Source organism: Pseudoteredinibacter isoporae (assembly GCF_040372805.1).
In the GTDB taxonomy this organism is placed as follows: Bacteria; Pseudomonadota; Gammaproteobacteria; order Pseudomonadales; family Cellvibrionaceae; genus Pseudoteredinibacter; species Pseudoteredinibacter isoporae_A.
This window is the reverse complement of sequence record NZ_BAABWJ010000006.1, coordinates 88,807-110,793: the sequence shown is the minus strand read 5'-3', so window position 1 is coordinate 110,793 and position 21,987 is coordinate 88,807. Positions and strand designations below refer to the sequence as shown.

At 51.9% G+C, this 21,987-nt stretch carries 17 protein-coding genes; 16 read left to right on the top strand and 1 reads right to left on the bottom strand.

The features are described from left to right. Positions 1–76 precede the first annotated feature (76 nt). The 3 genes from aroC (at position 77) to ABWW03_RS13130 (ending at position 3,433) form a co-directional block, all read left to right on the top strand. Positions 77–1,168 carry a chorismate synthase gene (aroC, locus tag ABWW03_RS13140; protein ID WP_353408791.1) on the top strand — a complete coding sequence of 364 codons (1,092 nt, stop codon included), beginning with the start codon at positions 77–79 and terminating at the stop codon, positions 1,166–1,168. A gap of 18 nt (positions 1,169–1,186) precedes the next feature. Next, a complete protein-coding gene (locus ABWW03_RS13135; protein WP_353408790.1) occupies positions 1,187–2,386 on the top strand; it encodes an MFS transporter in 1,200 nt (399 codons plus the stop codon). 147 nt (positions 2,387–2,533) lie between these two features. Then, a complete protein-coding gene (locus tag ABWW03_RS13130; RefSeq protein ID WP_353408789.1) occupies positions 2,534–3,433 on the top strand; it encodes a hypothetical protein in 900 nt (299 codons plus the stop codon). Here the strand turns inward: ABWW03_RS13130 and ABWW03_RS13125 are convergent. Further along, on the bottom strand, positions 3,402–4,274 hold the full coding sequence (locus tag ABWW03_RS13125) for a LysR family transcriptional regulator (protein ID WP_353408788.1): 873 nt from the start codon (positions 4,272–4,274) through the stop codon (positions 3,402–3,404). The genes ABWW03_RS13130 and ABWW03_RS13125 overlap by 32 nt on opposite strands. Before the next feature lie 200 nt (positions 4,275–4,474). Here ABWW03_RS13125 and leuC point away from each other — a divergent pair, with 200 nt between their 5' ends. The 13 genes from leuC (at position 4,475) to ABWW03_RS13060 (ending at position 21,914) form a co-directional block, all read left to right on the top strand. After that, entirely contained in the window at positions 4,475–5,902 is a 1,428-nt protein-coding gene (gene leuC, locus ABWW03_RS13120; protein WP_353408787.1) for a 3-isopropylmalate dehydratase large subunit, read from the top strand. 20 nt (positions 5,903–5,922) lie between these two features. Continuing rightward, positions 5,923–6,567: a 3-isopropylmalate dehydratase small subunit gene (gene leuD, locus ABWW03_RS13115; protein WP_353408786.1), complete on the top strand. Its 645-nt coding sequence runs from the start codon at positions 5,923–5,925 to the stop codon at positions 6,565–6,567. A 73-nt stretch (positions 6,568–6,640) separates the two neighbouring features. Beyond that, on the top strand, positions 6,641–7,714 hold the full coding sequence (leuB, locus tag ABWW03_RS13110; protein WP_353408785.1) for a 3-isopropylmalate dehydrogenase: 1,074 nt from the start codon (positions 6,641–6,643) through the stop codon (positions 7,712–7,714). Between the two features lie 164 nt (positions 7,715–7,878). Beyond that, entirely contained in the window at positions 7,879–8,991 is a 1,113-nt protein-coding gene (asd, locus tag ABWW03_RS13105) for an aspartate-semialdehyde dehydrogenase (RefSeq protein WP_353408784.1), read from the top strand. Between the two features lie 644 nt (positions 8,992–9,635). Beyond that, positions 9,636–13,010, top strand: coding sequence for a FimV/HubP family polar landmark protein (locus tag ABWW03_RS13100; RefSeq protein WP_353408783.1), 3,375 nt, complete (start codon positions 9,636–9,638; stop codon positions 13,008–13,010). Between the two features lie 167 nt (positions 13,011–13,177). After that, entirely contained in the window at positions 13,178–14,080 is a 903-nt protein-coding gene (truA, locus tag ABWW03_RS13095; protein ID WP_353408782.1) for a tRNA pseudouridine(38-40) synthase TruA, read from the top strand. A 17-nt stretch (positions 14,081–14,097) separates the two neighbouring features. Then, positions 14,098–14,727, top strand: a complete 630-nt coding sequence (locus ABWW03_RS13090; protein ID WP_353408781.1) for a phosphoribosylanthranilate isomerase — start codon at positions 14,098–14,100, stop codon at positions 14,725–14,727. 453 nt (positions 14,728–15,180) lie between these two features. Beyond that, a complete protein-coding gene (gene accD / locus ABWW03_RS13085) occupies positions 15,181–16,146 on the top strand; it encodes an acetyl-CoA carboxylase, carboxyltransferase subunit beta (RefSeq protein WP_353408780.1) in 966 nt (321 codons plus the stop codon). Between the two features lie 133 nt (positions 16,147–16,279). Beyond that, positions 16,280–17,551, top strand: coding sequence for a bifunctional folylpolyglutamate synthase/dihydrofolate synthase (locus tag ABWW03_RS13080; RefSeq protein ID WP_353408779.1), 1,272 nt, complete (start codon positions 16,280–16,282; stop codon positions 17,549–17,551). A 117-nt stretch (positions 17,552–17,668) separates the two neighbouring features. Next, the gene (locus ABWW03_RS13075; protein ID WP_353408778.1) at positions 17,669–18,409 is read left to right on the top strand and encodes an SPOR domain-containing protein; all 741 of its coding nucleotides are present in this window, start codon (positions 17,669–17,671) and stop codon (positions 18,407–18,409) included. A gap of 60 nt (positions 18,410–18,469) precedes the next feature. After that, positions 18,470–18,970 carry a CvpA family protein gene (locus ABWW03_RS13070; RefSeq protein WP_353408777.1) on the top strand — a complete coding sequence of 167 codons (501 nt, stop codon included), beginning with the start codon at positions 18,470–18,472 and terminating at the stop codon, positions 18,968–18,970. A gap of 48 nt (positions 18,971–19,018) precedes the next feature. After that, the gene (gene purF, locus ABWW03_RS13065; protein ID WP_353408776.1) at positions 19,019–20,542 is read left to right on the top strand and encodes an amidophosphoribosyltransferase; all 1,524 of its coding nucleotides are present in this window, start codon (positions 19,019–19,021) and stop codon (positions 20,540–20,542) included. 169 nt (positions 20,543–20,711) lie between these two features. Then, entirely contained in the window at positions 20,712–21,914 is a 1,203-nt protein-coding gene (locus tag ABWW03_RS13060) for an O-succinylhomoserine sulfhydrylase (RefSeq protein WP_353408775.1), read from the top strand. The last annotated feature ends 73 nt before the right edge of the window (positions 21,915–21,987 follow it).

Sequence of the window (21,987 nt, the reverse complement as noted above, 5' to 3'; positions counted from 1 at the left end):
AATGCAGGCTTGATACAAACGCTGGCGTCGCTGGCTTATTTACATAGCAATTGATCAATCAAGGTAGTAGAGCATTATGTCCGGTAATAGCTTCGGAAAACTTTTCACGGTGACCACTTTCGGTGAAAGCCACGGCCTGGCGCTGGGTGCCATCATCGATGGCTGTCCTCCGGGCCTGGAACTCTCAGAAGCGGATTTGCAGCACGATTTGGATCGTCGTCGTCCGGGTAAAAACCGATATGAGACACAAAGAAAAGAGCCGGATGAAGTGCAGATCTTGTCGGGCGTGTTCGAAGGCAAGACGACGGGTACGCCTATCGGTTTGCAGATTATGAATACGGATCAGCGTTCCAAGGACTACTCCAATATCAAAGACCAATATCGTCCGGCGCACGCTGACTACACCTATATGCAAAAATACGGTGTACGCGATTACCGAGGTGGCGGGCGGTCCTCTGCTCGTGAAACCGCCATGCGTGTGGCGGCTGGTGCAGTGGCCAAAAAATACCTTGCTCAGGAATGTGGCATTCAGGTGCGTGCTTACTTATCCCAGTTGGGGCCGATTAAAATCGAGCAGTTCGATTGGGATGAAGTCGAGAACAATGCCTTTTTCTGCCCGGATGCCAATAAAGTTCCTGAGATGGAGTCATATATGGCAGGCCTGAAAGGTAATTCTATCGGCGCGAAGATTTCGGTGGTGGCCACCGGCATGATTCCGGGATTGGGTGAGCCCATCTTCGATCGTTTGGATGCCGATTTGGCTCATGCCCTGATGGGGATTAACGCTGTGAAAGGTGTTGAGATTGGAGCGGGTTTCGACAGTGTTGAACAGCTGGGCACGGAGCACCGTGACGAAATCACACCCGAGGGCTTTTTGTCGAATCGCGCTGGCGGAGTGCTTGGCGGAATTTCCACCGGCCAGGATCTCATTGCCCATATCGCCCTTAAGCCGACATCCAGTATGCACATTCCTGGTCGCAGTGTGAACGTGCATGGTGAGCCGGTTGAGGTTGTGACCAAAGGGCGCCATGACCCTTGCGTGGGCATACGGGCAACGCCAATTGCCGAGGCCATGATGGCGCTGGTTCTGATGGATCATTTATTGCGTCACCGAGGTCAGAACGGAACCGTGCAGCATAATATCCCTGTTATTCCTCCCCAAGCTTGAGGTCCAGAATAATTCACTATGCTTGATGGGCAGAATCATGTCGGCGAATCCGCCGGCAGCCGCATTCCTTATTGGCGTTTATCCATATTTTATTTTTTCTACTTCGCCGTGTTGGGTGCCCTGGTGCCGTTTTGGAGTTTGTATCTTCAAAGCATTGATTATTCGGCCCAGGAAATTGGTTATGTCATGGCCGCGCTGGCCATATCCCGAATCGTGGCCCCCAATATTTGGGGTTGGTTGGCAGACAAAACCGGGCAGCGTTTACGCATTATTCGTTGGGGCAGTTGTATCGCAGCGATTTGTTTTCTGGGGGTGTTCTGGCAGGAAAGTTTTGCCGCTATGTTTGCCGTTGTGATCGCCTACAGCTTTTTCTGGAATGCGGTGCTTGCCCAATTCGAAGTTGTCACGCTCGATCATTTAGAGGAAACACCTGAGCAATACAGTCGCATTCGCTTATGGGGCTCGGTTGGCTTTATTGTGGCGGTCGTGTTGCTGGGTGCGCTCTTTGATGCGTTCTCAATCAGTTTGTTGCCCTTAGCGCTATTGGTGCTGTTGGTCGCCATTTGGGTGTCGAGTTTGACCGTGTCTGAATCGACGTCGAGCTATCAAACACATCATGATGCTCACAGTGATTCCGAAAGCCGTTTTATCGATATCTTATGGCGGCGTGAAGTTTGGGTGTTTTTTATCGCCTCATTCTTTTTACAAATCAGTCATGGTGCTTACTACACGTTTTTCTCTGTTTTATTGGAAGAGCGCGGTTATTCTTCAATGGTGATCGGCGGCCTTTGGGCATTGGGTGTGTTGGCTGAAATCATATTGTTTATGTATATGCCCGCGTTACTGCGGCGTTTTGGCGCGCGTTTATTGTTTTGGGCCGCCTTATTTACCGCAGCGGCGCGCTGGTTGTTGACGCCTCTTTTGGTTGATTTCTTTTTGGCTCTGTTTGTATTGCAATGTTTACATGCTTTGACCTTTGGTGCAGCTCATGCGGTGTCCATCGAATGGGTAAGGCGCTTTTTCCCCAGTGCAACACATGGCCAGGGGCAGGCGCTCTATACCGCTTTATGTTTTGGTGCGGGCGGAGCACTCGGGGCAATTCTCTGTGGTTACCTCTGGGCCCTAAGCCCGTTTTGGTGTTTTGCGTTTTGTGCGGCTGCGGCCTTTATTGGCTTTTTATTGTCCTATTGGGGTATGCGTGCAGCCGAATTGGATTAGTATTTCGAGAGAAGCGTCGTCACATTCCAGACGGTTTTCTCCACAAGGACTTGACGCGACAAGAGCGCACGAGTAGCGTAGATTGTGATTCGACTCAAGATGCATACAATCATAACAAGTCGGGCAAATTTCGTACGGGGGTTCACCATGGTTGCCAAGCTGCGCAAAGCCTTGTTCTTATTTCAGTCGCTCATATTACTGATGCTTCTGAATCAGACGGCCGCTCACGCGCAAGACGTTCAACAATGTGAAAAAATTAATTGCCGCTGCGATGGTTTGTGGAGCGCATGGGGGCAGTCTTGCAGTGAGCAGGAAAGCCAGCTGCGCGAACAGTGTACGCAGAACGAAGGCAAAATCAGCAACTACTGTCGCTGGCAGGGCGCGGGCGCGTATCCTTCGGTGTTGGGTACCTTGAAGCCCGCCACCAATTTCAGCGCAGAGCAGCTTGAACAGGCGAGCACGGCGTATCAATCCAAGCTGTGGTCCATGCAGCAGGATTTCACCAGCAGTCAGGACCTTTACGGAAAAAATGATCTTAAATCGGCCGCCGCATTGGCGAAACGAGTTGATCAGCAAGCTGATTCAGCCATTTCCCAGGGCTTGGTCCTATTAGCGGTTCATCGGCAGTTGGAAGACGAAGAAGCCCGCAGTGCCGTATTGGTACAGTTGCGTGGCGCATTATCGGATCAGGAAAACCGTTTCCTCGCCTGGTCCGCCGCATTGGGCGAGCAGGGCAAGATGAAACTGTCGCGTCGTTTTTCTCGATACAGCGGCAACCAGGCAGAGTTTCAGGCCTTATTGTTCGATGCTCTTGGTGATTATGATTCCGCTTCCCGTGCTTGGCAGCGAGCAGCGAATCGCTCTGAGCAGCTGATGGAGGCCAGTAAAAAGCCTCGCATCTGGAAATTTTATCGTGCTCAAGCGGCAAGCCGTTATGCCAAAGCGGCGAGTTCTGAGCGCAGTCGCAATGGCGCTGGGCAGGGATTGGCTCAGCAGGCCGATGATCTCTGGGCGCTCAGTCTGCCGACGCCTGCAACACCTGAATAAAAGCCTGGGCCGCTTTGGACAGACTGCGGCCCTGATGGTAAATGCATCCTAATTCGCGGCTGACCTTCAGCTGCGGCACCTCAATGGCCGTCAGTGGCCCATCGATCAGGCTTTCCGGCAAAACACTCCAACCCAGGCCAATGGAAACCATCATTTTGATGGTTTCCAGATAATTGGTGGCCATGCTGACATCCAGAGGCAGGTGAAACTGGTCAAACTGGCGTTTCAGAATTTGCCCGGTGAAGGTGCTCAAATCCGGCAGAATAGCGGGGTGTTCACTCAGGGTTTTTAACTCAATAGGAGCCCCGTTGTTCAGAGGGTGTTCTTTGGCAACGACGCAGATCAGAGGGTCATGCCAGATATGGTTGGCAATCATCTTTTCGTGTTTCTGTGGGGCGAGCGTGACGACGGCCAGTTCCAGTTGGCCATGCAGAATCTTATCCGTGGCTCTTTCCGAATCAATAAAGTCGATGGCCAGTGTTACCTTTGGATATTGCTGCGAAAAATGTCGTAATACCGGCGGTAGGCGATGCAGTCCAATATGGTGACTGGTGGCCATGTTCAAAGTACCACTGATTTCCCCGCTTTTGTCGCTGATTAAGCGGCGTGTCTCTTCCACTTCCATCAGAATTTTATTGGCTCTGGGTAGGAGCGTACGTCCGGCTTCGGTTAAGTCTACCGTCCGTCCAATGCGATCGAACAATTTGCAATCGAGCTGTTCTTCTAGGCCGGAAATGCGTTTGCTGATGGCCGGTTGAGTGAGGTGCAACTTCTGGGCCGCTGCGGAAAACGAGCGCAGCTCGGCGACGGCGCAGAAGGCGTTTAGGGACTGTGTGTCCATTGATCTCTCTCGACTATTGCCTGAAATTCTATCGATTCCGAATTGGAATGGGTTCTATGAAAAATATAAATTGGATTTATACATTGCGCGCCCCTAGAATGCAATGACTTGCCCTGAGAAGATGTTTGGGGTGTTGAATAAGCCTGATAATTGCTGCGGCTATAGAACCTACAGCCGTTGCCAAAAGAGAGAACACAACCATGTCCGCCAAGACCTTGTATGACAAGCTCTGGGATAGCCATTTCGTGAAAGAGCGCGATGATGGTTCGGCCCTGATTTATATTGATCGTCATGTGATTCATGAGGTGACTTCACCGCAGGCCTTTGAAGGGCTTCGTCTGGCTGGTCGTGATCTGTGGCGGGTAAATTCAGTCATTGCAACACCGGATCACAATGTGCCAACCACTTCTGCGGAGCGTGAAGCGGGTGTCGCAGGCATCAAAGATGATGTCGCTCGAATCCAGGTGCAAACACTGGATGACAACTGTGCAGATTTCGGTGTTCGTGAGTTCCAGATCAATGATGAGCGCCAGGGCATTGTGCATGTGATTGGTCCAGAAAGTGGCGCCTGTCTTCCAGGCATGACCATTGTGTGTGGCGATTCTCATACCTCAACCAACGGTGCTTTGGGTGCCTTGGCACACGGTATTGGAACCTCTGAGGTAGAGCACGTTTTCGCGACCCAATGCCTGGTCGCAAAAAAGATGAAAAATATGTTGGTTCGCGTCGATGGTGAGTTGGGCCCAGGTGTGAGTCCAAAAGATGTAGTGCTGGCGATTATTGGCAAGATCGGTACCGCAGGTGGAACGGGTTATGCCATCGAGTTTGGTGGTCAGGTGTTCCGCGACATGTCGATGGAAGGCCGTATGACCGTTTGTAATATGGCGATTGAGGCTGGTGCTCGTGTGGGCATGGTCGCGGTCGATCAAACCACTTTGGATTACGTTAAAGGGCGCCCCTACGCGCCAAAAGAAGAGCAGTGGGCATTAGCCGAAGCTCAGTGGCGCGAGCTGCATTCCGATGCGGATGCAGAGTTTGATGCAATTGTTGAATTGGATGGTGCAAGTATAGAACCGCAAGTGAGCTGGGGAACATCTCCAGAAATGGTGTTGCCGGTTTCTGCACGTGTACCGGATCCGGTTGCTGAAAATGATCCGGTGAAAAAAGAGGGCATTGAGCGTGCTCTGGAATACATGGGGTTACAAGCCGGCCAGGCTATTGGCGATATTCATTTGGATCGTGTGTTTATTGGTTCCTGCACCAATTCGCGTATCGAAGATATGCGCGCCGCGGCGGCCGTAGTGAAAGGTCGCAAGAAAGCTGCCAATGTAAAAGAGGCGATTGTGGTGCCAGGGTCGGGATTGGTAAAGGCCCAGGCTGAGAAAGAAGGCCTGGATAAGATTTTTACCGAAGCTGGATTGGAATGGCGTGAGCCTGGTTGCTCTATGTGTCTGGCAATGAACGCTGACAAGCTTGGCGCGGGTGAGCATTGTGCATCGACGTCAAACCGAAACTTTGAAGGCCGTCAGGGCTACGGTGGTCGCACCCACTTGGTGGGACCGGAAATGGCCGCTGCAGCGGCGATCGCGGGTCACTTTGTTGACGTTCGCGAATTCGTGAATCAATGAGCTGAGCAAAGGAGAATCCCATGAAAGCATTTACTCGTTTGCAAGGTTTAGTCGCGCCGATGGATCGCGCCAATGTAGACACCGATTTAATTATTCCAAAGCAGTTTTTAAAATCCATTAAACGCAGCGGATTTGGTCCTAATTTGTTTGATGAGTTGCGTTATCTGGATGAAGGTTATCCGGGACAGGACAACAGCAAGCGTCCCCTGAACCCGGACTTTGCCTTGAATCAAGAGCGTTATCAGGGTGCGCAGGTGTTGTTGGCGCGTAAAAACTTTGGCTGTGGATCGAGTCGCGAACACGCGCCATGGGCGCTCGACGATTTCGGCATTCGTTGCGTTATTGCACCTAGCTTTGCGGATATCTTTTTTAATAACTGTTTTAAAAACGGTTTGCTGCCGGTAGTGCTGCCTGAAGAGGTGGTAGAGGGTTTGTTTCAGCAAATGTACGAGCAGGAAGGTTTCTCCCTGACGGTTGACCTGGAAAAACAACAGATTGAGTGTCCCGATGGCCGTGCTCATGGTTTCGATGTCGATACTTTTCGTCGCCATTGTTTGCTGAATGGTTTGGATGATATTGGCTTAACCTTGCAACATAAAGGCGATATTGCGGCCTTCGAAGAGAAACGTCGTGCGTCGTCACCCTGGTTGTTTCAGGACTTATAAGCAGCTTTATTGAGTCGTGTTTTAAATAAGATGTTTAAAAACCTGCTCAGCAGACATTAGATTGGAATTGAACATGTCAAAAACAGTATTGATTTTACCCGGCGACGGTATTGGCCCTGAAATTGTGGCCGAAGCCAAAAAAGTACTGGATGCCGTAAATGACCAGGAAAATCTTGGAATTGAATATACCCATGGCAAGTTGGGTGGTGCTTCCATTGATGAGTATGGTGTACCACTGAGCGATGAGACGCTGGATCTGGCTCGTCAGTCTGACGCTATTCTACTCGGTGCGGTCGGTGGACCGAAATGGGATGAGCTCGATTCGGCAATTCGCCCGGAAAAAGGCTTGCTGAAAATTCGTTCTGAATTGGAATTGTTTGCCAATCTGCGGCCAGCAATTCTTTACCCACAACTGGCCGATGCATCGACGCTGAAACCGGAAGTGGTTTCGGGTTTGGATATTTTGATTGTGCGGGAATTGACGGGTGGCATTTACTTTGGGCAGCCACGCGGTATTCGCACTTTGGATAACGGTGAGCGTCAAGGCTATAACACCTACGTTTATGCCGAGCATGAAATCGAACGTATTGGTCGAAATGCCTTCGAGATGGCGCGCAAGCGCAATAAAAAAGTGTGTTCAGTGGATAAAGCCAATGTTCTGGAGGCCACCGTGTTGTGGCGCGAAGTCATGGATCGTTTGTCCGCTGAGTACCCGGATGTGGAATTGAGCCACATGTACGTCGATAACGCGGCCATGCAATTGGTTCGCGCGCCCAAGCAATTTGATGTATTGGTAACTGGCAATATGTTTGGCGATATTTTATCGGACGCCGCTGCCATGCTAACCGGTTCGATCGGTATGTTGCCTTCTGCGTCGTTGGACAAAGAGGGTTGTGGTATGTACGAGCCTTGTCATGGCTCGGCGCCGGACATTGCCGGGCAGGGCATTGCCAATCCCTTGGCCACTATTTTGTCGGTGGCAATGATGTTGCGTTATTCCCTGGATATGTCTGCGGCGGCTGAGAAGATTGAAGCCGCTGTTTCAAATGTTCTGGATCAGGGTTTGCGTACCCCAGATATTTATACTGATGGCATGAAAAAAGTCAGCACCCACGAAATGGGTGATGCCGTTGTTGCTGCGCTGTAGTGTGGGCGCTTTGAACGACTTAAAGAATTAAACCCGCTGGCACCGTAGCAATATGCCAAGCGATTTAAGATCGCCTGTTAAGGGCGGCAAATAATGATAGAGCTTAGGTGACACCGCTTAAGCACCACAATAGCACCACGTTTAAACGTGCAAGAGAGAAAACAATGCGTGTAGGTTTTGTAGGTTGGCGAGGCATGGTGGGTTCCGTTTTGATGGAGCGCATGCGAGCCGAAAATGATTTTGATGGCAATGATATCGAGCCGGTGTTTTACACCACCTCGAACGTGGGCGGTCAGGGCCCGGATATTGGCCGTGATATCGACACATTGCAGGACGCCTACGATATTGACAGCCTGAAAACACTGGATGTGGTGTTAACTTGCCAGGGCGGCGACTACACCTCGGCGGTGTATCCAAAATTGCGTGAAGCCGGTTGGCAGGGCTACTGGATTGATGCCGCGTCCAGTCTGCGTATGGCCGACGATGCCATTATCGTTTTGGATCCCGTCAATGATCAGGTGATTCGTGATGGCCTGTCCAATGGGACGAAAAACTTTATCGGCGGTAACTGTACCGTCAGTTTGATGTTGATGGGCTTGGGTGGCCTGTTTAATGCAGGTCTGGTCGAGTGGGTTAGTGCCATGACTTATCAAGCAGCGTCAGGAGCCGGTGCGCGGAATATGCGTGAACTGATTGCCCAGATGGGCAGTATTCGCGATGCTGTTGCGCCCGAGTTGGCCGACCCTGCCAGCGCCATTTTGGACATTGATCGTAAGGTGGCGGCGCATATGCGCAACGGCCTGCCGGTTGATGAGTTTGGTGTTCCACTGGCGGGCAGTTTGCTGCCCTATATTGATCGTCAGTTGGAAAACTTCCAGAGCCGTGAAGAGTGGAAGGGGCAGGCGGAAACCAACAAGATTCTCGGTCGTGATGCGAGCCCGATTCCTGTCGATGGTTTGTGCGTGCGAGTGGGTGCTATGCGTTGTCATTCCCAGGCGCTGACGATAAAACTGAAGCAAGATGTGCCTTTATCCGATATTGAGTCTCTGTTGGCGGAGGCGAGCCCTTGGTCGAAAGTGGTGCCGAATGAACGCGAGCAAACACTGACGGATCTGACGCCAACTGCCGTAACCGGTACATTGACGGTGCCCGTTGGGCGCTTGCGCAAGATGAACATGGGGCCGCGCTATCTGTCGGCTTTCACAGTCGGTGATCAACTGTTGTGGGGTGCCGCGGAACCACTGCGACGCATGTTGTCTATTTTACGTGAATCGTAATATTGCCTGAGGCCCTCAATCGAGGGCCTTTTCATATTCTGATGCCTTTGCCAGAACCGCCTTTTTGACGCTCCTTTCCTCCAAGTTTCGGTCCCCTAAAGTCAATTTAAGTCTGCGGTTTCCGTGCGCTGCTAATCTAGTAAATTAGGGCTAAGTCCCAGATACTCTGTGATGCTTCTCTCATTTTAGTCCAGAGCCTTGGAATCTAGGCTATTTAGCTCAATGAAAGCCCGGATTGTGATCCGAAAAAATGGGTGAATAGTTGCGAAAAGCCTATTTATATTGAATACTTACGTGCAATTGTGAAGAGATATTCTAGGCTTTATTCACATTTCTTAATGCTGTGTCCTGTAGAGGGAATGCATTTGGCGTATGGCCGAAATAAGCATTAGGGAGCGAGAATCTGAATCCTGGACGTCTGCTGAACTTTGCTGGAGCGCTGTATAGAGCTCTGGCCTTATGAATTGGGTGCAGGGCATTGCTTCGGAACTTTCCCGGTAAAAATGGCTGGGAAAGCGTCAAGTGGTGTATGTCTGTATCTGGCGTGATGCCACGTTCGCGATTGAATATGCTCATCCGTGAACGCGCAGTGTGAGAAAGGGGTTTTACTCCTCGAACCAAGCATAAAACTAAAGGATCATCCTATGCGTCTTGGTAATTTAGCAGTAACTATCGGTTTGGTTACCGCTATGTCGTCACCAGGCTTAAGTGCCTTAGGCCTCGGGGAGATAACATTAAACTCCACCCTTAATCAGCCCTTGGATGCGGAGATTAAGTTACTGCAAACTCGCGATCTTGATAAGAGCGAGATTCTTGCCAGCCTGGCTTCCAGTGAAGCGTTTAAGAAGGCGGGTATTGAGCGTAACTATTTTCTGACCGGCCTGAAGTTCACCGTTGACTTGAACGCAGCCGGCGGTCCGGTTCTTAGAGTACGAAGTGATCGTCAAGTTCAAGAGCCTTATCTGAATTTCCTGGTTGAAACGCGCTGGCCGAGTGGTCGCATTCTGCGCGAATACACCCTGTTGATGGATTTGCCGGTTTTCACTGAAGATGCCGCGCCTGCGGTTCAAGCCGCGAGACCTGCGCGCCCAAAGCCCCAGAACACCGTTCAACGTCGCCCGGTCGCTGAGCCTCAGCCGGCTGCGCGTCCTGAACCTCGCCCCGAGCCTGAACCACGACAAGCGGCTCAGCCCGAACCCCAGTCAACCACCAGTTATGGTCCTGTGGGTGCGAATGAAACCCTGTGGGGCATTGCCAATCAGGTACGCCCTGGGCGGGGTGTCAGCATCCAGCAGACTATGCTGGCCATTCAGCGTTTGAACCCGAATGCCTTTATCGATGGCAATATTAATCGCTTGCGCCGTGGGCAGGTGCTGCGCATTCCAACCGAATTGGAAGTGTCCAGCTTGAGTGCTCGTGATGCGATAGCGGAAGTTGCCCAGCAGAATACCGATTGGTCCGGCAATGCCAATGGCGACATTGGTGCTCCTATTGATGCCGGTTCCAGCCGTTCTCGCCGCAGTGCAAGCAGTGACCAACCCAGCGGCCGGGTAACATTGGCCAGTGGCAGTGACAGCCAAGGGGGAACATCCAGCCGTGGTGGTAGCAATGGTCAGGCTGAACTGAGTCAGGCACTGGAACAACTGGATAAAAGCCAGCGTGAAAATGATGAGCTGAAATCCCGCATGGCGGATCTGGAAGCCCAGATTGAGACCATGGAGCGCCTGGTTGAAGTCAGCAGCGAACAAATGCGTGCATTGCAGTTAGCGGCGACGGAAAAGGCTCAGGATGCCGAGGCATCCAATGCTAGCAGCTCCGATGTGATCGACCCGCTGAATGACGCCTACAAAGACAATCTGGATGAGTCTGAAACGCTGGCTGATTTGGTTGGCGAATCCGGAACCGAGATTTCCGAAGCCGAAAGCAGTGAGGCGACGGTTGATGGTGCGGGGACTGAATCGGCTGAGCCGGTAGCCAAGGCCGAACCTGAAGCCAAACCGAAGAAGAAAGTCGCTGCGGTTGTGAGCACGCCGAAACCTGAACCGAGTATTCTCGATACCATAATGGACAATCTTCTGTGGATTGGTGGCGGCTTGCTGGCTCTGCTGGTAGGTGCGTGGGCCTTCCTGCGCAGACGTTCCGGTGCCGAAGAGGAAGACGATTCTCTGGAACCACAGTTTGATTCTTCACCACTTATGCCTGCAGATACTGATGGTGGACAAGATGATCTTGGTTCTGAATCTGCTGACGGCGACGTTTTGTCCGAAGCCGATATCTATATCGCTTACGGTAAATTTGATCAGGCTGAAGGCCTGCTTCAAGAGCATTTGGCTGAGCATTCCGATGACAGCGAAGCTCGACTGAAATTGTTGGAAGTGTATAGCGAATCCAAAAACTACACCGGCTTTGATGAACAGGCCGATGTGCTTGATGCCCATGCGGATGATGATGTTTTGGCTCGAATTGCCAGCCTGCGCGAAGCGATGGGTGGCCCTGAAAATGCCAGCGATGCTTTGGATGCAATGGATCTCGGCATCAATGAAGACAGTGAGCAAAGTCTGGATGATTTGCAGCTGGATGCCGACGCCGATGAATTTGATTTGGGCGATATGGACTTCAGTCTCGACCAGGAGAGTGAGGAAGGTGGCGATGAGTTGTCGTTGGGTGAATTGTCCGACGAGAGCGTAGCGCCTGAGGGGCTGGAAGCGGAAAGCACTGATCAGGAAATCGCCTTGGAAGAAGACAGCAATGAGTTGTCTGATATCGAATTTGATTTAGCTTTGGGTGGCGATGAACAAGCAGTCACGGAATCAGTCAGTGAAGAACTGGATAACGACTTGTCCCTGTTTGACGAAGCTGAGCAGGAAGGCGATGGTCTGTCGGATATTGAGTTTGAGTCCGCTCTGGGCGAGTTGGATGCAAGCCTGGAGGGTGAAGTCGAGTTAACAGCGGATGAGCTCAGTGAAACCTCGAGTGAAGATGATGCGTTAGCGGCCTTGGATGATTTTGGCCTGGAAGCGGCGGACGATTCATTGGGCGATAGCGAAGCCGAATTGACCGAGGAAGTGGATGATGCTTCCGGTGAATTGGATCTGGATTTCTCTTTGGATGAACCTGCGAGTGATGAGATTGCGGACGAAAGCTCTGAAGGCGACAGTGATCTGGAGTTGGATGAGAAAACGGCCGCTGTAGCCGCCGCTGGTGCGGCAGCATTGGGCGCAACCGTTGTTGGTACGCTTACCATGCACGACGAGGAGAGCGAAGCTCCGGAATCCGCCCTTGAAGACAATGCGGATGACAGTGTTGCAGATGACAGTGTTGCAGATGACAACGTCGAAGGTGACGGTGTGGCCGACAACCATGTCGATAGCCTGCTGGACGACGGCGCTGACGAATTTGCCCTCGAGGCTGAAGGGGATTTGGGATCCTTTGATCTCAATGCCGAGTTAGATGACAGTCTTGAAGATGAGTTGAACCTGGAAGCCGGTGGCGAGTTGGATTTGGCTGAGCTTGATAAGGAGCTGGATTCTGAATTGGGTCTCGACGGTGATTTGAATCTTGACGCTGCTGATGAAGCGTTGACTGACAGCACCCCGGAAGCGGACGCACTGGAAGATGATTTCAGTTCCGACTTCGGTGAAGAGCTGAACAGCGATCTGCAGGACTTGGCCGCGGCGGATATGGATTTGCCTTCGTCGGATCTGTCGGTAGGTGATTTGGCGGGTAACAGCGAAGAACTTGGTGATGATTTGGCCGCGCTGGATATTTCCTTGGGTGATGAAGGCGAGAGCGTTGATGTATCACCATCTATGGAAGAATCACCCGAGGCTGCCAGTGAACTCAGCAATGAGTTGGACTTCTTGGCAGACAGTGATGAAGTCGCCACGAAACTGGATTTGGCCCGTGCCTACATGGATATGGGTGACAAAGAAGGCGCCAAAGAAATTCTGGAAGAAGTGGTGAACGAAGGTGACGAAACACAGCAGTCGGAAGCGCAAGAGCTGATCGATCGCATGTAAGGGTCAGTCCCGTCATTCCGGGTATGATTACCCCTAAGGCCCGAAAGGGCCTTTTTGCGTTTTAGGACGTTAGTTTTTCACGGTCCATTTACCTCGCGCTTTTGTTTCGGGCAGGGGGCTCAGGTACAATGCGCGCGTTTTGATATCCATTAACTGAACTTGAATCCATGGCGCGACCTTATAAAACCAATGGCGAGATTCTCGCTGGCGAGTCACTTCCCGAAGGTGTTATCCGCTACGGCGCGATCGTGGAATACAACGGTGCCGCGTATCGTGGTTTTCAGCAGCAAAATCACGACCCCAAAACGGTTCAGGCTGAACTGCAACATGCCTTGAGCGTTGTGGCAGCGGAGCCCGTCAGTCTGGTGTGCGCGGGGCGAACTGATGCTGGCGTACATGCGACCAGTCAAGTGATTCATTTCGACAGTCGGGCTGTGCGTCCGAGCAAAGCCTGGGTTCAGGGCGTCAATACGGCGATGGCCAGAGATATTCGCGTGCGTTGGGCTGCCGAAATGCCAGCACAGTTTCACGCCCGTTTCAGCGCCAATGCGCGCAGCTACCGTTATTTGATTTCTGATCAAGCAGTATCACCCGGCTTACTTCGAGATCAATTGACCTGGTCGAAATTTCCGCTGGATCTGGACAGGATGCAGCAAGCGGCTCAGTGTCTTGTTGGTGAACACGATTTTTCCTCTTTTCGCGCCGCGCAGTGCCAGGCCAAAAATCCGCTCAGGAAGGTGCAGCAGATTCAGTTCTTTCGTCTGCACGGTGGTTTGATCGTGATGGAGATTCGAGCCAATGCGTTTTTGCATCATATGGTTCGCAATATCGTGGGCGTTTTGATGGCGATAGGATCCGGGCAGAAAGACGTGCCTTGGGCTGGAGAGGTGCTGGCTGCCCGTGATCGCAGCGCCGCCAGCGTGACGGCACCTGCGAACGGTTTATACTTTGTCGCGGCGCATTATCCGGAGGAATTTGTGCTTCCGTCGATAGGGCGAGGCCCGATGTTATTACCCGATGACTTACGCCTGGTGGGCGAAGCAATTCGGTATTCCGGTGAAAGTGAATAAGACTGAGGGGCTGTAGGATGAACACAAAACGCAAAACCTTTGTGAAGGTCTGTGGGTTTACCCAGCCAGAGCAGGCCAGAGCTGCTTCACTGGCAGGTGTTGATGCGATTGGCTTGGTGTTCTATGAGCCCAGCCCGAGATACGTCAGTTTAGGACTCGCGATTGATATTGCGAAAGCGGTCGGCCCATTCACCAGCCTGGTGGGCCTCTTTGTGAATGCCTCCGCTGACGACGTGCAAGCGGTGTTATCGGAGTTGCCGCTGGATGTTTTGCAGTTTCATGGGGACGAGTCTCCAGAATTTTGTGAGAGCTTTGGTCGGCGGTATATGAAAGCCATTCGGATGCGTGAGGATCTGAACCTCGACGCTGAAATGGCCCGTTTTGCTTCGGCTTCCGGATTTTTGCTGGATGCCTATCAGCCGGGTGTTCCAGGCGGTACCGGTGAGCGATTCGATTGGCAACGAGTGCCTAAAGACTCCGCGACACCGATTATCCTGGCGGGTGGTCTGACCCCAGAAAATGTTGCCGAGGCGGTCAAACAAACCGGAGTGTACGCCGTGGATGTCAGTGGTGGTGTTGAGCGCGCGCACGGGGATAAGTGCGCGGATAAAATTCAGCACTTTCTCGCGGAAGTAGACGCCATTTGAACCCCCAGTTTGCTCCACTCGAGATGGGGCTATCAACAGGCGGTCCGAGTTCAGTCGGGCGAATGGATGAAGGCCCCTGTAGGGACCGATTAAAGTGGAAAGTTCAGCTAAGATTAAGTGCTCTGGTCGCACTCTCAACAGTGTTGAGAAGGAATGGCCGACAAATTGGAAAAAAAGCGGGGGATTTTGCCACTAGATGAATATTTTAGTGTCACTTCATCGCCCCATTATTTATCATAGCGCAATAGAAAATTGGCGGAATAGCACTTTGCTGTTCGGGGTTATTTCCAGGGTGTCTAAATTATAGACAGTGCGCCCGGAAGTGGTGTTTGCTAGCAGGCGAGTTATGGCCTTGCTCAGCCAATCCTGAAATGGCTTATTTAGCTGCCACAGAATCAATCGAGACATGTGCATCAGTATTCGTACAGGTGCCAGCAAATCAGCGAGAAAAATATGAGTTGGTTGGACAAAATCATTCCCAATTCGGTGCGTTCAGAAGGTCGTCGTGATGGCGTCAGTAAGGTGCCTGAGGGTTTATGGAAAAAGTGCGTCAAATGTAGTTCTGTATTGTATCGTCCCGAGCTGGAGCGCAACGACGACGTCTGCCCCAAGTGTGACCACCATATGCGCATTGGCGCCCGCAAACGTTTGGATATTTTCCTGGACAAAGATGGGCGTGAAGAATTGGCGACCGAGGTCGAGCCCATTGATCGTCTGAAGTTCAAGGACATCAAAAAATACAAAGAGCGCCTGAGTTCTGCCCAGAAATCAACCGGTGAAAAAGACGCTCTGGTTGCCATGCGCGGCAGCCTGAAAGGCATGCCGATTGTTGCTGTTGCGTTTGAGTTTGCTTTTCATGGCGGCTCCATGGGCTATGCTGTAGGTGAGAAGTTTACCCGTGCGGCCAAGGTTGCTCTGGACGAAAACATCCCATTGGTGTGTTTCTCAGCAACGGGTGGTGCTCGTATGCAAGAGGCTTTGATCTCGTTGATGCAGATGGCGAAAACCTCCGCCATCATCGAGCGTTTGAAGCAGCAAGGTACACCGTACGTGTCGATCATGACTGATCCGGTGTACGGTGGTGTTTCTGCCAGTTTGGCCCTGTTGGGCGATATCAATGCGGCTGAGCCGGGCGCTCGCGCTGGTTTCGCTGGTCCTAATATTATTGAGCAGACCATTCGACAGAAATTGCCTGCCGGTTTCCAGCGCAGTGAATTTTTGCTGGAACACGGTGCTATCGACATGATCATCCATCGCAATCAGATGCGCGATCGTGTCGGCTCCTTGTTGGCCAAATTCACCAACTACCAGTGGGAGGCATCCGAGCAACTTGAGGAAGAGCCTGAGCTTGACGGTGAGTTGGAAGGTGAGGTGCTTGAAGACGAATCTCCCACTCCGAATGATGGTGAGGAATCCTGAGTTCTACACCAGTTTCGAGGTGAGAGAGCCCACAAAACCCGCTGCTGTTCGGCGGGTTTTTTATTGTTCGGGTTTTTATCAATCCAGACAGTAAGTTTAAAAACAGTACGTAATTTATATCTGGCTGCGCGCTATGTCTTTGCTGCAAACAAACGCCTCATTGTCGGAATGGCTTGAGTACATTGAGTCGGTTCACCCAAGTGAGATTGAAATGGGACTCCGACGAGTTCGCACCGTCGCTGAGCGTATGGGCTTGCTGGAGGCCATGGCCGAGCGCCAGGTAATTACCATTGCGGGCACCAATGGAAAGGGTTCCTGTGTGGCCAGCTTGGAAGCGTTGTTCGCCGCACACCCACAAAAGCCAACCTTTGCCGCTTATACTTCGCCGCACTTTTTGCATTTCAATGAACGTATCCGCCTGAACGGAAAGCCAGCACCAGACCGTGCTGTTTGCGACGCTTTTGCAGCCATTGATTCCGCTCGCGCTGACATCAGCCTGAGTTATTTTGAGTTTGCCACCCTGGCGGCCTTGCATGTCTTTGCCGAAGCAGGCAGTGAGTACGTGATTCTGGAAGTAGGTTTGGGAGGGCGCCTGGACGCTGTCAATATCATCGACGCTGATGTTGCCATCGTGACGTCGATCGCCCTGGATCATCAGGATTGGCTGGGCAGCGACCTGCAGCAGATTGGTCGTGAAAAAGCCGGTATTTTTCGAGGAGGCCGGGTTGCGATCAGCGCCAGCCTTGATATGCCATCTTCGGTGGAAGAGTGCGCCCGCGAGCTGGGGGCGAAACACTGGCAGGCAAGTCAGCACTTTGATTATCGCTGTGAGGCTGGGCATTTGAGTGTGAAACTTGGTGAGCGCGAATTCGCCATGAGCAAACCCGGTTTGCCAATTCCGAGTGTGGTCGCTGCGTTATTAAGTGTAGATGTGTTGGGTATGTGGCCTGGCGATGAATCCGTTGCCCAGGCGTTTCGACACATCCAGTTAACCGGACGATGCCAGCGTGTTTCCTGGCAGGGACGTGAGCTGATACTGGACGTTGCCCACAATCCGGCCGCCAGTGAGCATTTGCAGGCCCAGTTGTCAGAAGACCGCAATGTTCGCTCATTTCTGGTTCTGGGGGCAATGGCGGATAAGGATTTGCCTGGCATCATTCAACCCTGGGTCGGTCAGATTGAACGTGCCTTTGCCTGTGATTTGCCAAATACTCCTAGAGCCGCCACGGCGAAACTTTTATACTCAGAATTGGCCGCCGCTGGGATTCAGGCTCAGGAAGCTGAAACCGTCGAGCAGGCCATGAGCGTTCTGAGCGATGTGTCAGCGGTCGGTGATCGCATCATTATTATGGGATCTTTTTTCACCGTCGCAGCGGCCTTGAGTTACCTGGATGGGACTGAATAGACGCCGACGCTTAGCTGGCAGTGCTCGTTGAAAGGGGAGTGTCCGGGGAGCTTTTACTCGGCGGCGCTGTCCAACAGCACGATATTCGTGCTTTTAAAATATGAGGTTAAGTAATCAGTGGATGACGGTTTAAAGCAGCGCTTGGTTGGCGCGGTAGTTTTGTCGGCGGTGGCCGTATTGTTTGTGCCCGTGCTGTTTGATCAGCATGACAAGCACAAGGTCGACACGGTCAGTCAGATTCCGTCTATGCCCAATATCGATCCCGTTGATTACCAATCGCCCAGTCGCCCCGATGGCATTGATCCGGCGTCTGAACCGGATCAGATGTTTATTCCCGAAGGCGGCAATGAACAAGCTCTCGATGGTCAAAAGGTGCAGCAAGCCGATACACCGGCCGTCAAGACCGTTGCTAACTCCCAGGCAGAACCGTTTATTGCGACGCCCCAACCCGGGCAAACACATTCTCAATCAACACCCACGGCAAGTGGTGGCAGCGCTAAACCGTCCGCTAAAGTGAACAGGCCTGCTGAGAAACCAAAGCCCAAGCCCACAGCAAAACCCGCACCTGAAAAGCGTGTTGAGCCCTCCTCAAACGATATCCTGAAAGCGGACGGTACCCCGAATGCCTGGGTGTTACAGGTGATCAGTTCGTCTTCTGAAGAGAAGGCTAAAAATCTGGTGAAGCAGTTGCAGGATAAGAACTACGCGGCGTACTACCGTTCGGCAAAAACCCCTAAGGGCCTGATTTACCGGGTTTATGTCGGCCCAAAAATCAATCGCAGCAAGGCCGAGCGTCTCAAACGCGAGCTGGACAAACTATTAAATGTCGATGCGTTAATTCTCCGCTTCCAGCCTTGAGCCAAGCTCTGGTAGAATGCGCGCAGATTGGCCCCGGCCGGGGCGTTATTGAGTACGAATATGGCACTTGTTTGGGCAGATTGGTTGATCTTGGGCATCATCGGAGTCTCTTCTCTGGTGGGCATGATCCGAGGCCTGATCAAAGAGGCCCTGTCTCTGGTCAACCTGGCGGCCGCGTTTTTGGTGGCCATGAGCTTCAAAGGCCAGTTGGCACCGATGTTAGGTGGTTGGCTTAGTACTCCTTCCCTGAGAGAACTGGCGGCCTTTGCCATTTTATTTCTGATGACCTTAATTGCCGGCTCATTATTGAACTATCTTTTATCTCAACTGGTTCGAGCCACCGGCTTATCCGGTACTGACCGTTTATTGGGCGTCCTGTTTGGCGCATTACGCGGCGTAGCCATCGTTTTGGCGATGGTCATTATTATTCCTAAAATTTTGCCCGTAGAGCAGGATCCCTGGTGGCAGGCGTCCACCATGATTGCGTATTTTAAAGGCATGGAAGGTTGGGCCATTGGCACAGCTGATCAGGCTTTTGAGTGGTTTAAATCGTTATTTTAATGTTTAGCTGCTGATTGCAGCGCTGTGATTGTCTGGAGCGTAGGCTTTATGTGTGGTGTCGTTGGTATTGTCGGCAAAAGTGATGTCAATTTGCAGATTTATGATGCATTGACCATGTTACAGCATCGGGGTCAGGACGCCGCCGGTATTATGACCTGCCAAGATGGACGTTTGGCTCAGCACAAAGCCAATGGCCTTGTGAGTGATGTGTTTCGCACGCGTCATATGCAGCGCTTGGTGGGGAACTACGGCATTGGGCATGTACGTTATCCCACGGCGGGCAGTTCCGGCCCGGCTCAGGCCCAGCCATTCTATGTAAACTCGCCCTACGGCATTGCCTTGGCTCATAACGGTAATCTGACGAACACTGAAGAAGTGGAACGCGAGCTGTTGCAAAACGACTTGCGCCACATGAATACCGATTCTGATTCCGAGTTGCTGCTGAATGTGTTTGCTCATGAGCTCTTGAAGCAAAACAAGGCCAAGCCCCAGCCAGAAGATTTCTTTAACGCCATTCGCGCCATGCACAAGCGTGTTCGAGGTGGCTATGCCTGTGTTGCCATGATTGCCAACTACGGCATTATTGCGTTTCGCGACGCCCACGGCATTCGCCCCTTGGTGTACGGCAGTCGTGAAACGGAAAGCGGAACCGAGTATATGATCGCCTCGGAAAGCGTCGCTCTAGATGTTAGCGGCTATACCATTGAGCGCGATGTGGCGCCGGGTGAAGCGATTTTTATCAGTACCGAAGGCGAGTTGCACAGTGCGATCTGTGCCGAAGAGGTGAGCCTGTCGCCCTGTATTTTTGAGCATGTGTATTTTGCTCGCCCCGATTCCATCATTGACGGCGTTTCGGTGTATAAATCGCGTCTACGCCAGGGCGAACGCCTGGCTGAGAAGATCCTCCGTGAGCGCCCAGAACACGATATCGATGTGGTCATTCCTATTCCTGACAGCAGTCGTGTGGCCGGCCAGGCCCTGGCTCACAATCTGAATGTGAAATTCCGCGAAGGTTTGGTGAAAAACCGTTACATTGGCCGCACCTTTATCATGCCCGGACAGCAGCAGCGTAAGAAATCCGTACGTCAGAAGCTCAATGCCATTGAACTGGAATTCAAAGGCAAGAACGTTATGTTGGTGGATGATTCGATTGTTCGCGGGACAACCTGTCAGCAAATCATCCAAATGGCTCGTGATGCAGGCGCCAACAAGGTGTATTTTGCCTCAGCCGCACCGGCGGTTAAATTCCCGAATGTTTATGGCATCGACATGCCTTCGGCGACAGAACTGATCGCCAGTGGTCAAACTGATGAGGAAGTCTGTAAAGAGATTGGTGCCGATTGGCTGTTGTATCAGGATCTTGAGGATCTGGTGGCCGCATCCAAAGATGGTAACCCCAATATTGAACAATTTGATTGCTCCGTGTTTACCGGCGAATACATCACAGGTGATGTCGACGAGCAGTATTTTGCCAAGCTGGAAGCTGCGCGCAACGACAGTGCCAAAGCCAAAAAGGCGGTGAGCTCGGATGATACTGCGGTTATTGGTCTCCACAACGGCGCTGTGGAATAGTCTTATAAACAGCTGTTATTTTGTATGTCTGAGCTGCTCGGGCTACACTAAAGCCCTGTAGGGCTTGGCTTAGGTGCCAGTTAAGAAAGCCCAGGGAAATCCCCTGGGCTTTTTTGTTGTGGGTACTCCCAGAAAAGCCTGTTAGCGATAGTGTTTAATGGCGACCACCATGAATGATGAATTTTTAGAACTTTGCAATATCGACACCCTTGCGATTCGCACTGGGCATCGTCGCACGCCGGAAGGTGAGCACAGCGAACCCTTATTCAACACCTCCAGCTATGTTTTTGAGTCTGCGGCGGATGCCGCTGCCAAATTCGCCGGTGATGAGGCCGGGAATGTGTACTCGCGCTATACCAACCCAACGGTGAAAGTTTTCCAAGACCGAATGGCCGTGCTTGAGGGGGCGGAAGCCGCTGTGGCAACGTCGTCGGGTATGGCGGCCATATTGTCAACCTGCATGGCCTTGTTAGAGCAGGGTGATCAAGTGTTGGTATCGCGCAGTGTTTTTGGCAGCACCAGTAATTTATTCAGCAAAATTCTCGCGAAATTTGGTATCGACGTGGTTTTTGTGGAGCTGTCTAATCTCGACAGTTGGACCGCAGCGATGAGCCCAACAACAAGAATGCTGTTTTTGGAAACCCCATCAAACCCGCTGTGTGATGTCGCGGACTTGGGCGCTGTGTCGGCATTGGCAAAAGCCAACAACTGCCGTTTGGTGGTCGATAATTGTTTTTGCACGCCGGCGTTGCAACGACCTTTGGAATTGGGTGCCGATATTGTTGTGCATTCTGCCACCAAATACATTGATGGTCAGGGGCGCTGCATGGGCGGAGTTGTGCTGGGGAACCAAGCGGATATGGAAGAAGTCTTAGGCTTTGTTCGTACCGCCGGGCCGACGATGGCACCGTTTAATGCCTGGGTATTTTTAAAGGGTTTGGAAACTTTACGATTGCGTATGGATGCCCATTGCCAGAATGCCCAGAAGCTGGCGGAATGGCTGCAGCAACAGGAGGCCATTGAGCAGGTTTTCTACGCCGGTTTGCCAGAGCATCCCGGCCATGAATTGGCGAAACAGCAACAACGTGGTTTTGGTGGTGTCTTGTCATTCCGCTTGAAAGTCAGTGAAGCCTCTGAGCAGCGCGCTGCGGCCTGGCGTTTTATTGATGCCACCTGTCTGGTTTCTCTGACAGCGAATTTAGGGGATGTTAAAACGACAATTGTGCACCCGGCAACCACTACGCATTCTCGTCTGAGCCCGGAAGAAAAAGTTGAAGCCGGTATCAGCGAAAACCTGATTCGTATCGCTGTTGGTCTTGAGGATATCGACGATTTAATTGTCGATATGGAACGCGGGCTGAAAGCACTATAGGAAAGCATAAATAGAAGGGTTGCCTGGGAATGGCAGCCCTTATTTTTATTCAGTTGGCCAAATAGGAGATACC

What these genes read in the sequence shown, in the direction of transcription:
- ABWW03_RS13080 (WP_353408779.1), top strand. Translation starts at nt 16,280, where the DNA reads ATGTCTTTGCTGCAAACAAACGCCTCATTGTCGGAATGGCTTGAGTAC.
- leuC (WP_353408787.1), top strand. Translation starts at nt 4,475, where the DNA reads ATGTCCGCCAAGACCTTGTATGACAAGCTCTGGGATAGCCATTTCGTG.
- ABWW03_RS13125 (WP_353408788.1), bottom strand. Translation starts at nt 4,274, where the DNA reads ATGGACACACAGTCCCTAAACGCCTTCTGCGCCGTCGCCGAGCTGCGC.
- ABWW03_RS13090 (WP_353408781.1), top strand. Translation starts at nt 14,098, where the DNA reads ATGAACACAAAACGCAAAACCTTTGTGAAGGTCTGTGGGTTTACCCAG.
- leuD (WP_353408786.1), top strand. Translation starts at nt 5,923, where the DNA reads ATGAAAGCATTTACTCGTTTGCAAGGTTTAGTCGCGCCGATGGATCGC.
- purF (WP_353408776.1), top strand. Translation starts at nt 19,019, where the DNA reads ATGTGTGGTGTCGTTGGTATTGTCGGCAAAAGTGATGTCAATTTGCAG.
- ABWW03_RS13060 (WP_353408775.1), top strand. Translation starts at nt 20,712, where the DNA reads ATGAATGATGAATTTTTAGAACTTTGCAATATCGACACCCTTGCGATT.
- ABWW03_RS13070 (WP_353408777.1), top strand. Translation starts at nt 18,470, where the DNA reads ATGGCACTTGTTTGGGCAGATTGGTTGATCTTGGGCATCATCGGAGTC.
- ABWW03_RS13135 (WP_353408790.1), top strand. Translation starts at nt 1,187, where the DNA reads ATGCTTGATGGGCAGAATCATGTCGGCGAATCCGCCGGCAGCCGCATT.
- aroC (WP_353408791.1), top strand. Translation starts at nt 77, where the DNA reads ATGTCCGGTAATAGCTTCGGAAAACTTTTCACGGTGACCACTTTCGGT.
- truA (WP_353408782.1), top strand. Translation starts at nt 13,178, where the DNA reads ATGGCGCGACCTTATAAAACCAATGGCGAGATTCTCGCTGGCGAGTCA.
- asd (WP_353408784.1), top strand. Translation starts at nt 7,879, where the DNA reads ATGCGTGTAGGTTTTGTAGGTTGGCGAGGCATGGTGGGTTCCGTTTTG.
- ABWW03_RS13100 (WP_353408783.1), top strand. Translation starts at nt 9,636, where the DNA reads ATGCGTCTTGGTAATTTAGCAGTAACTATCGGTTTGGTTACCGCTATG.
- accD (WP_353408780.1), top strand. Translation starts at nt 15,181, where the DNA reads ATGAGTTGGTTGGACAAAATCATTCCCAATTCGGTGCGTTCAGAAGGT.
- leuB (WP_353408785.1), top strand. Translation starts at nt 6,641, where the DNA reads ATGTCAAAAACAGTATTGATTTTACCCGGCGACGGTATTGGCCCTGAA.
- ABWW03_RS13130 (WP_353408789.1), top strand. Translation starts at nt 2,534, where the DNA reads ATGGTTGCCAAGCTGCGCAAAGCCTTGTTCTTATTTCAGTCGCTCATA.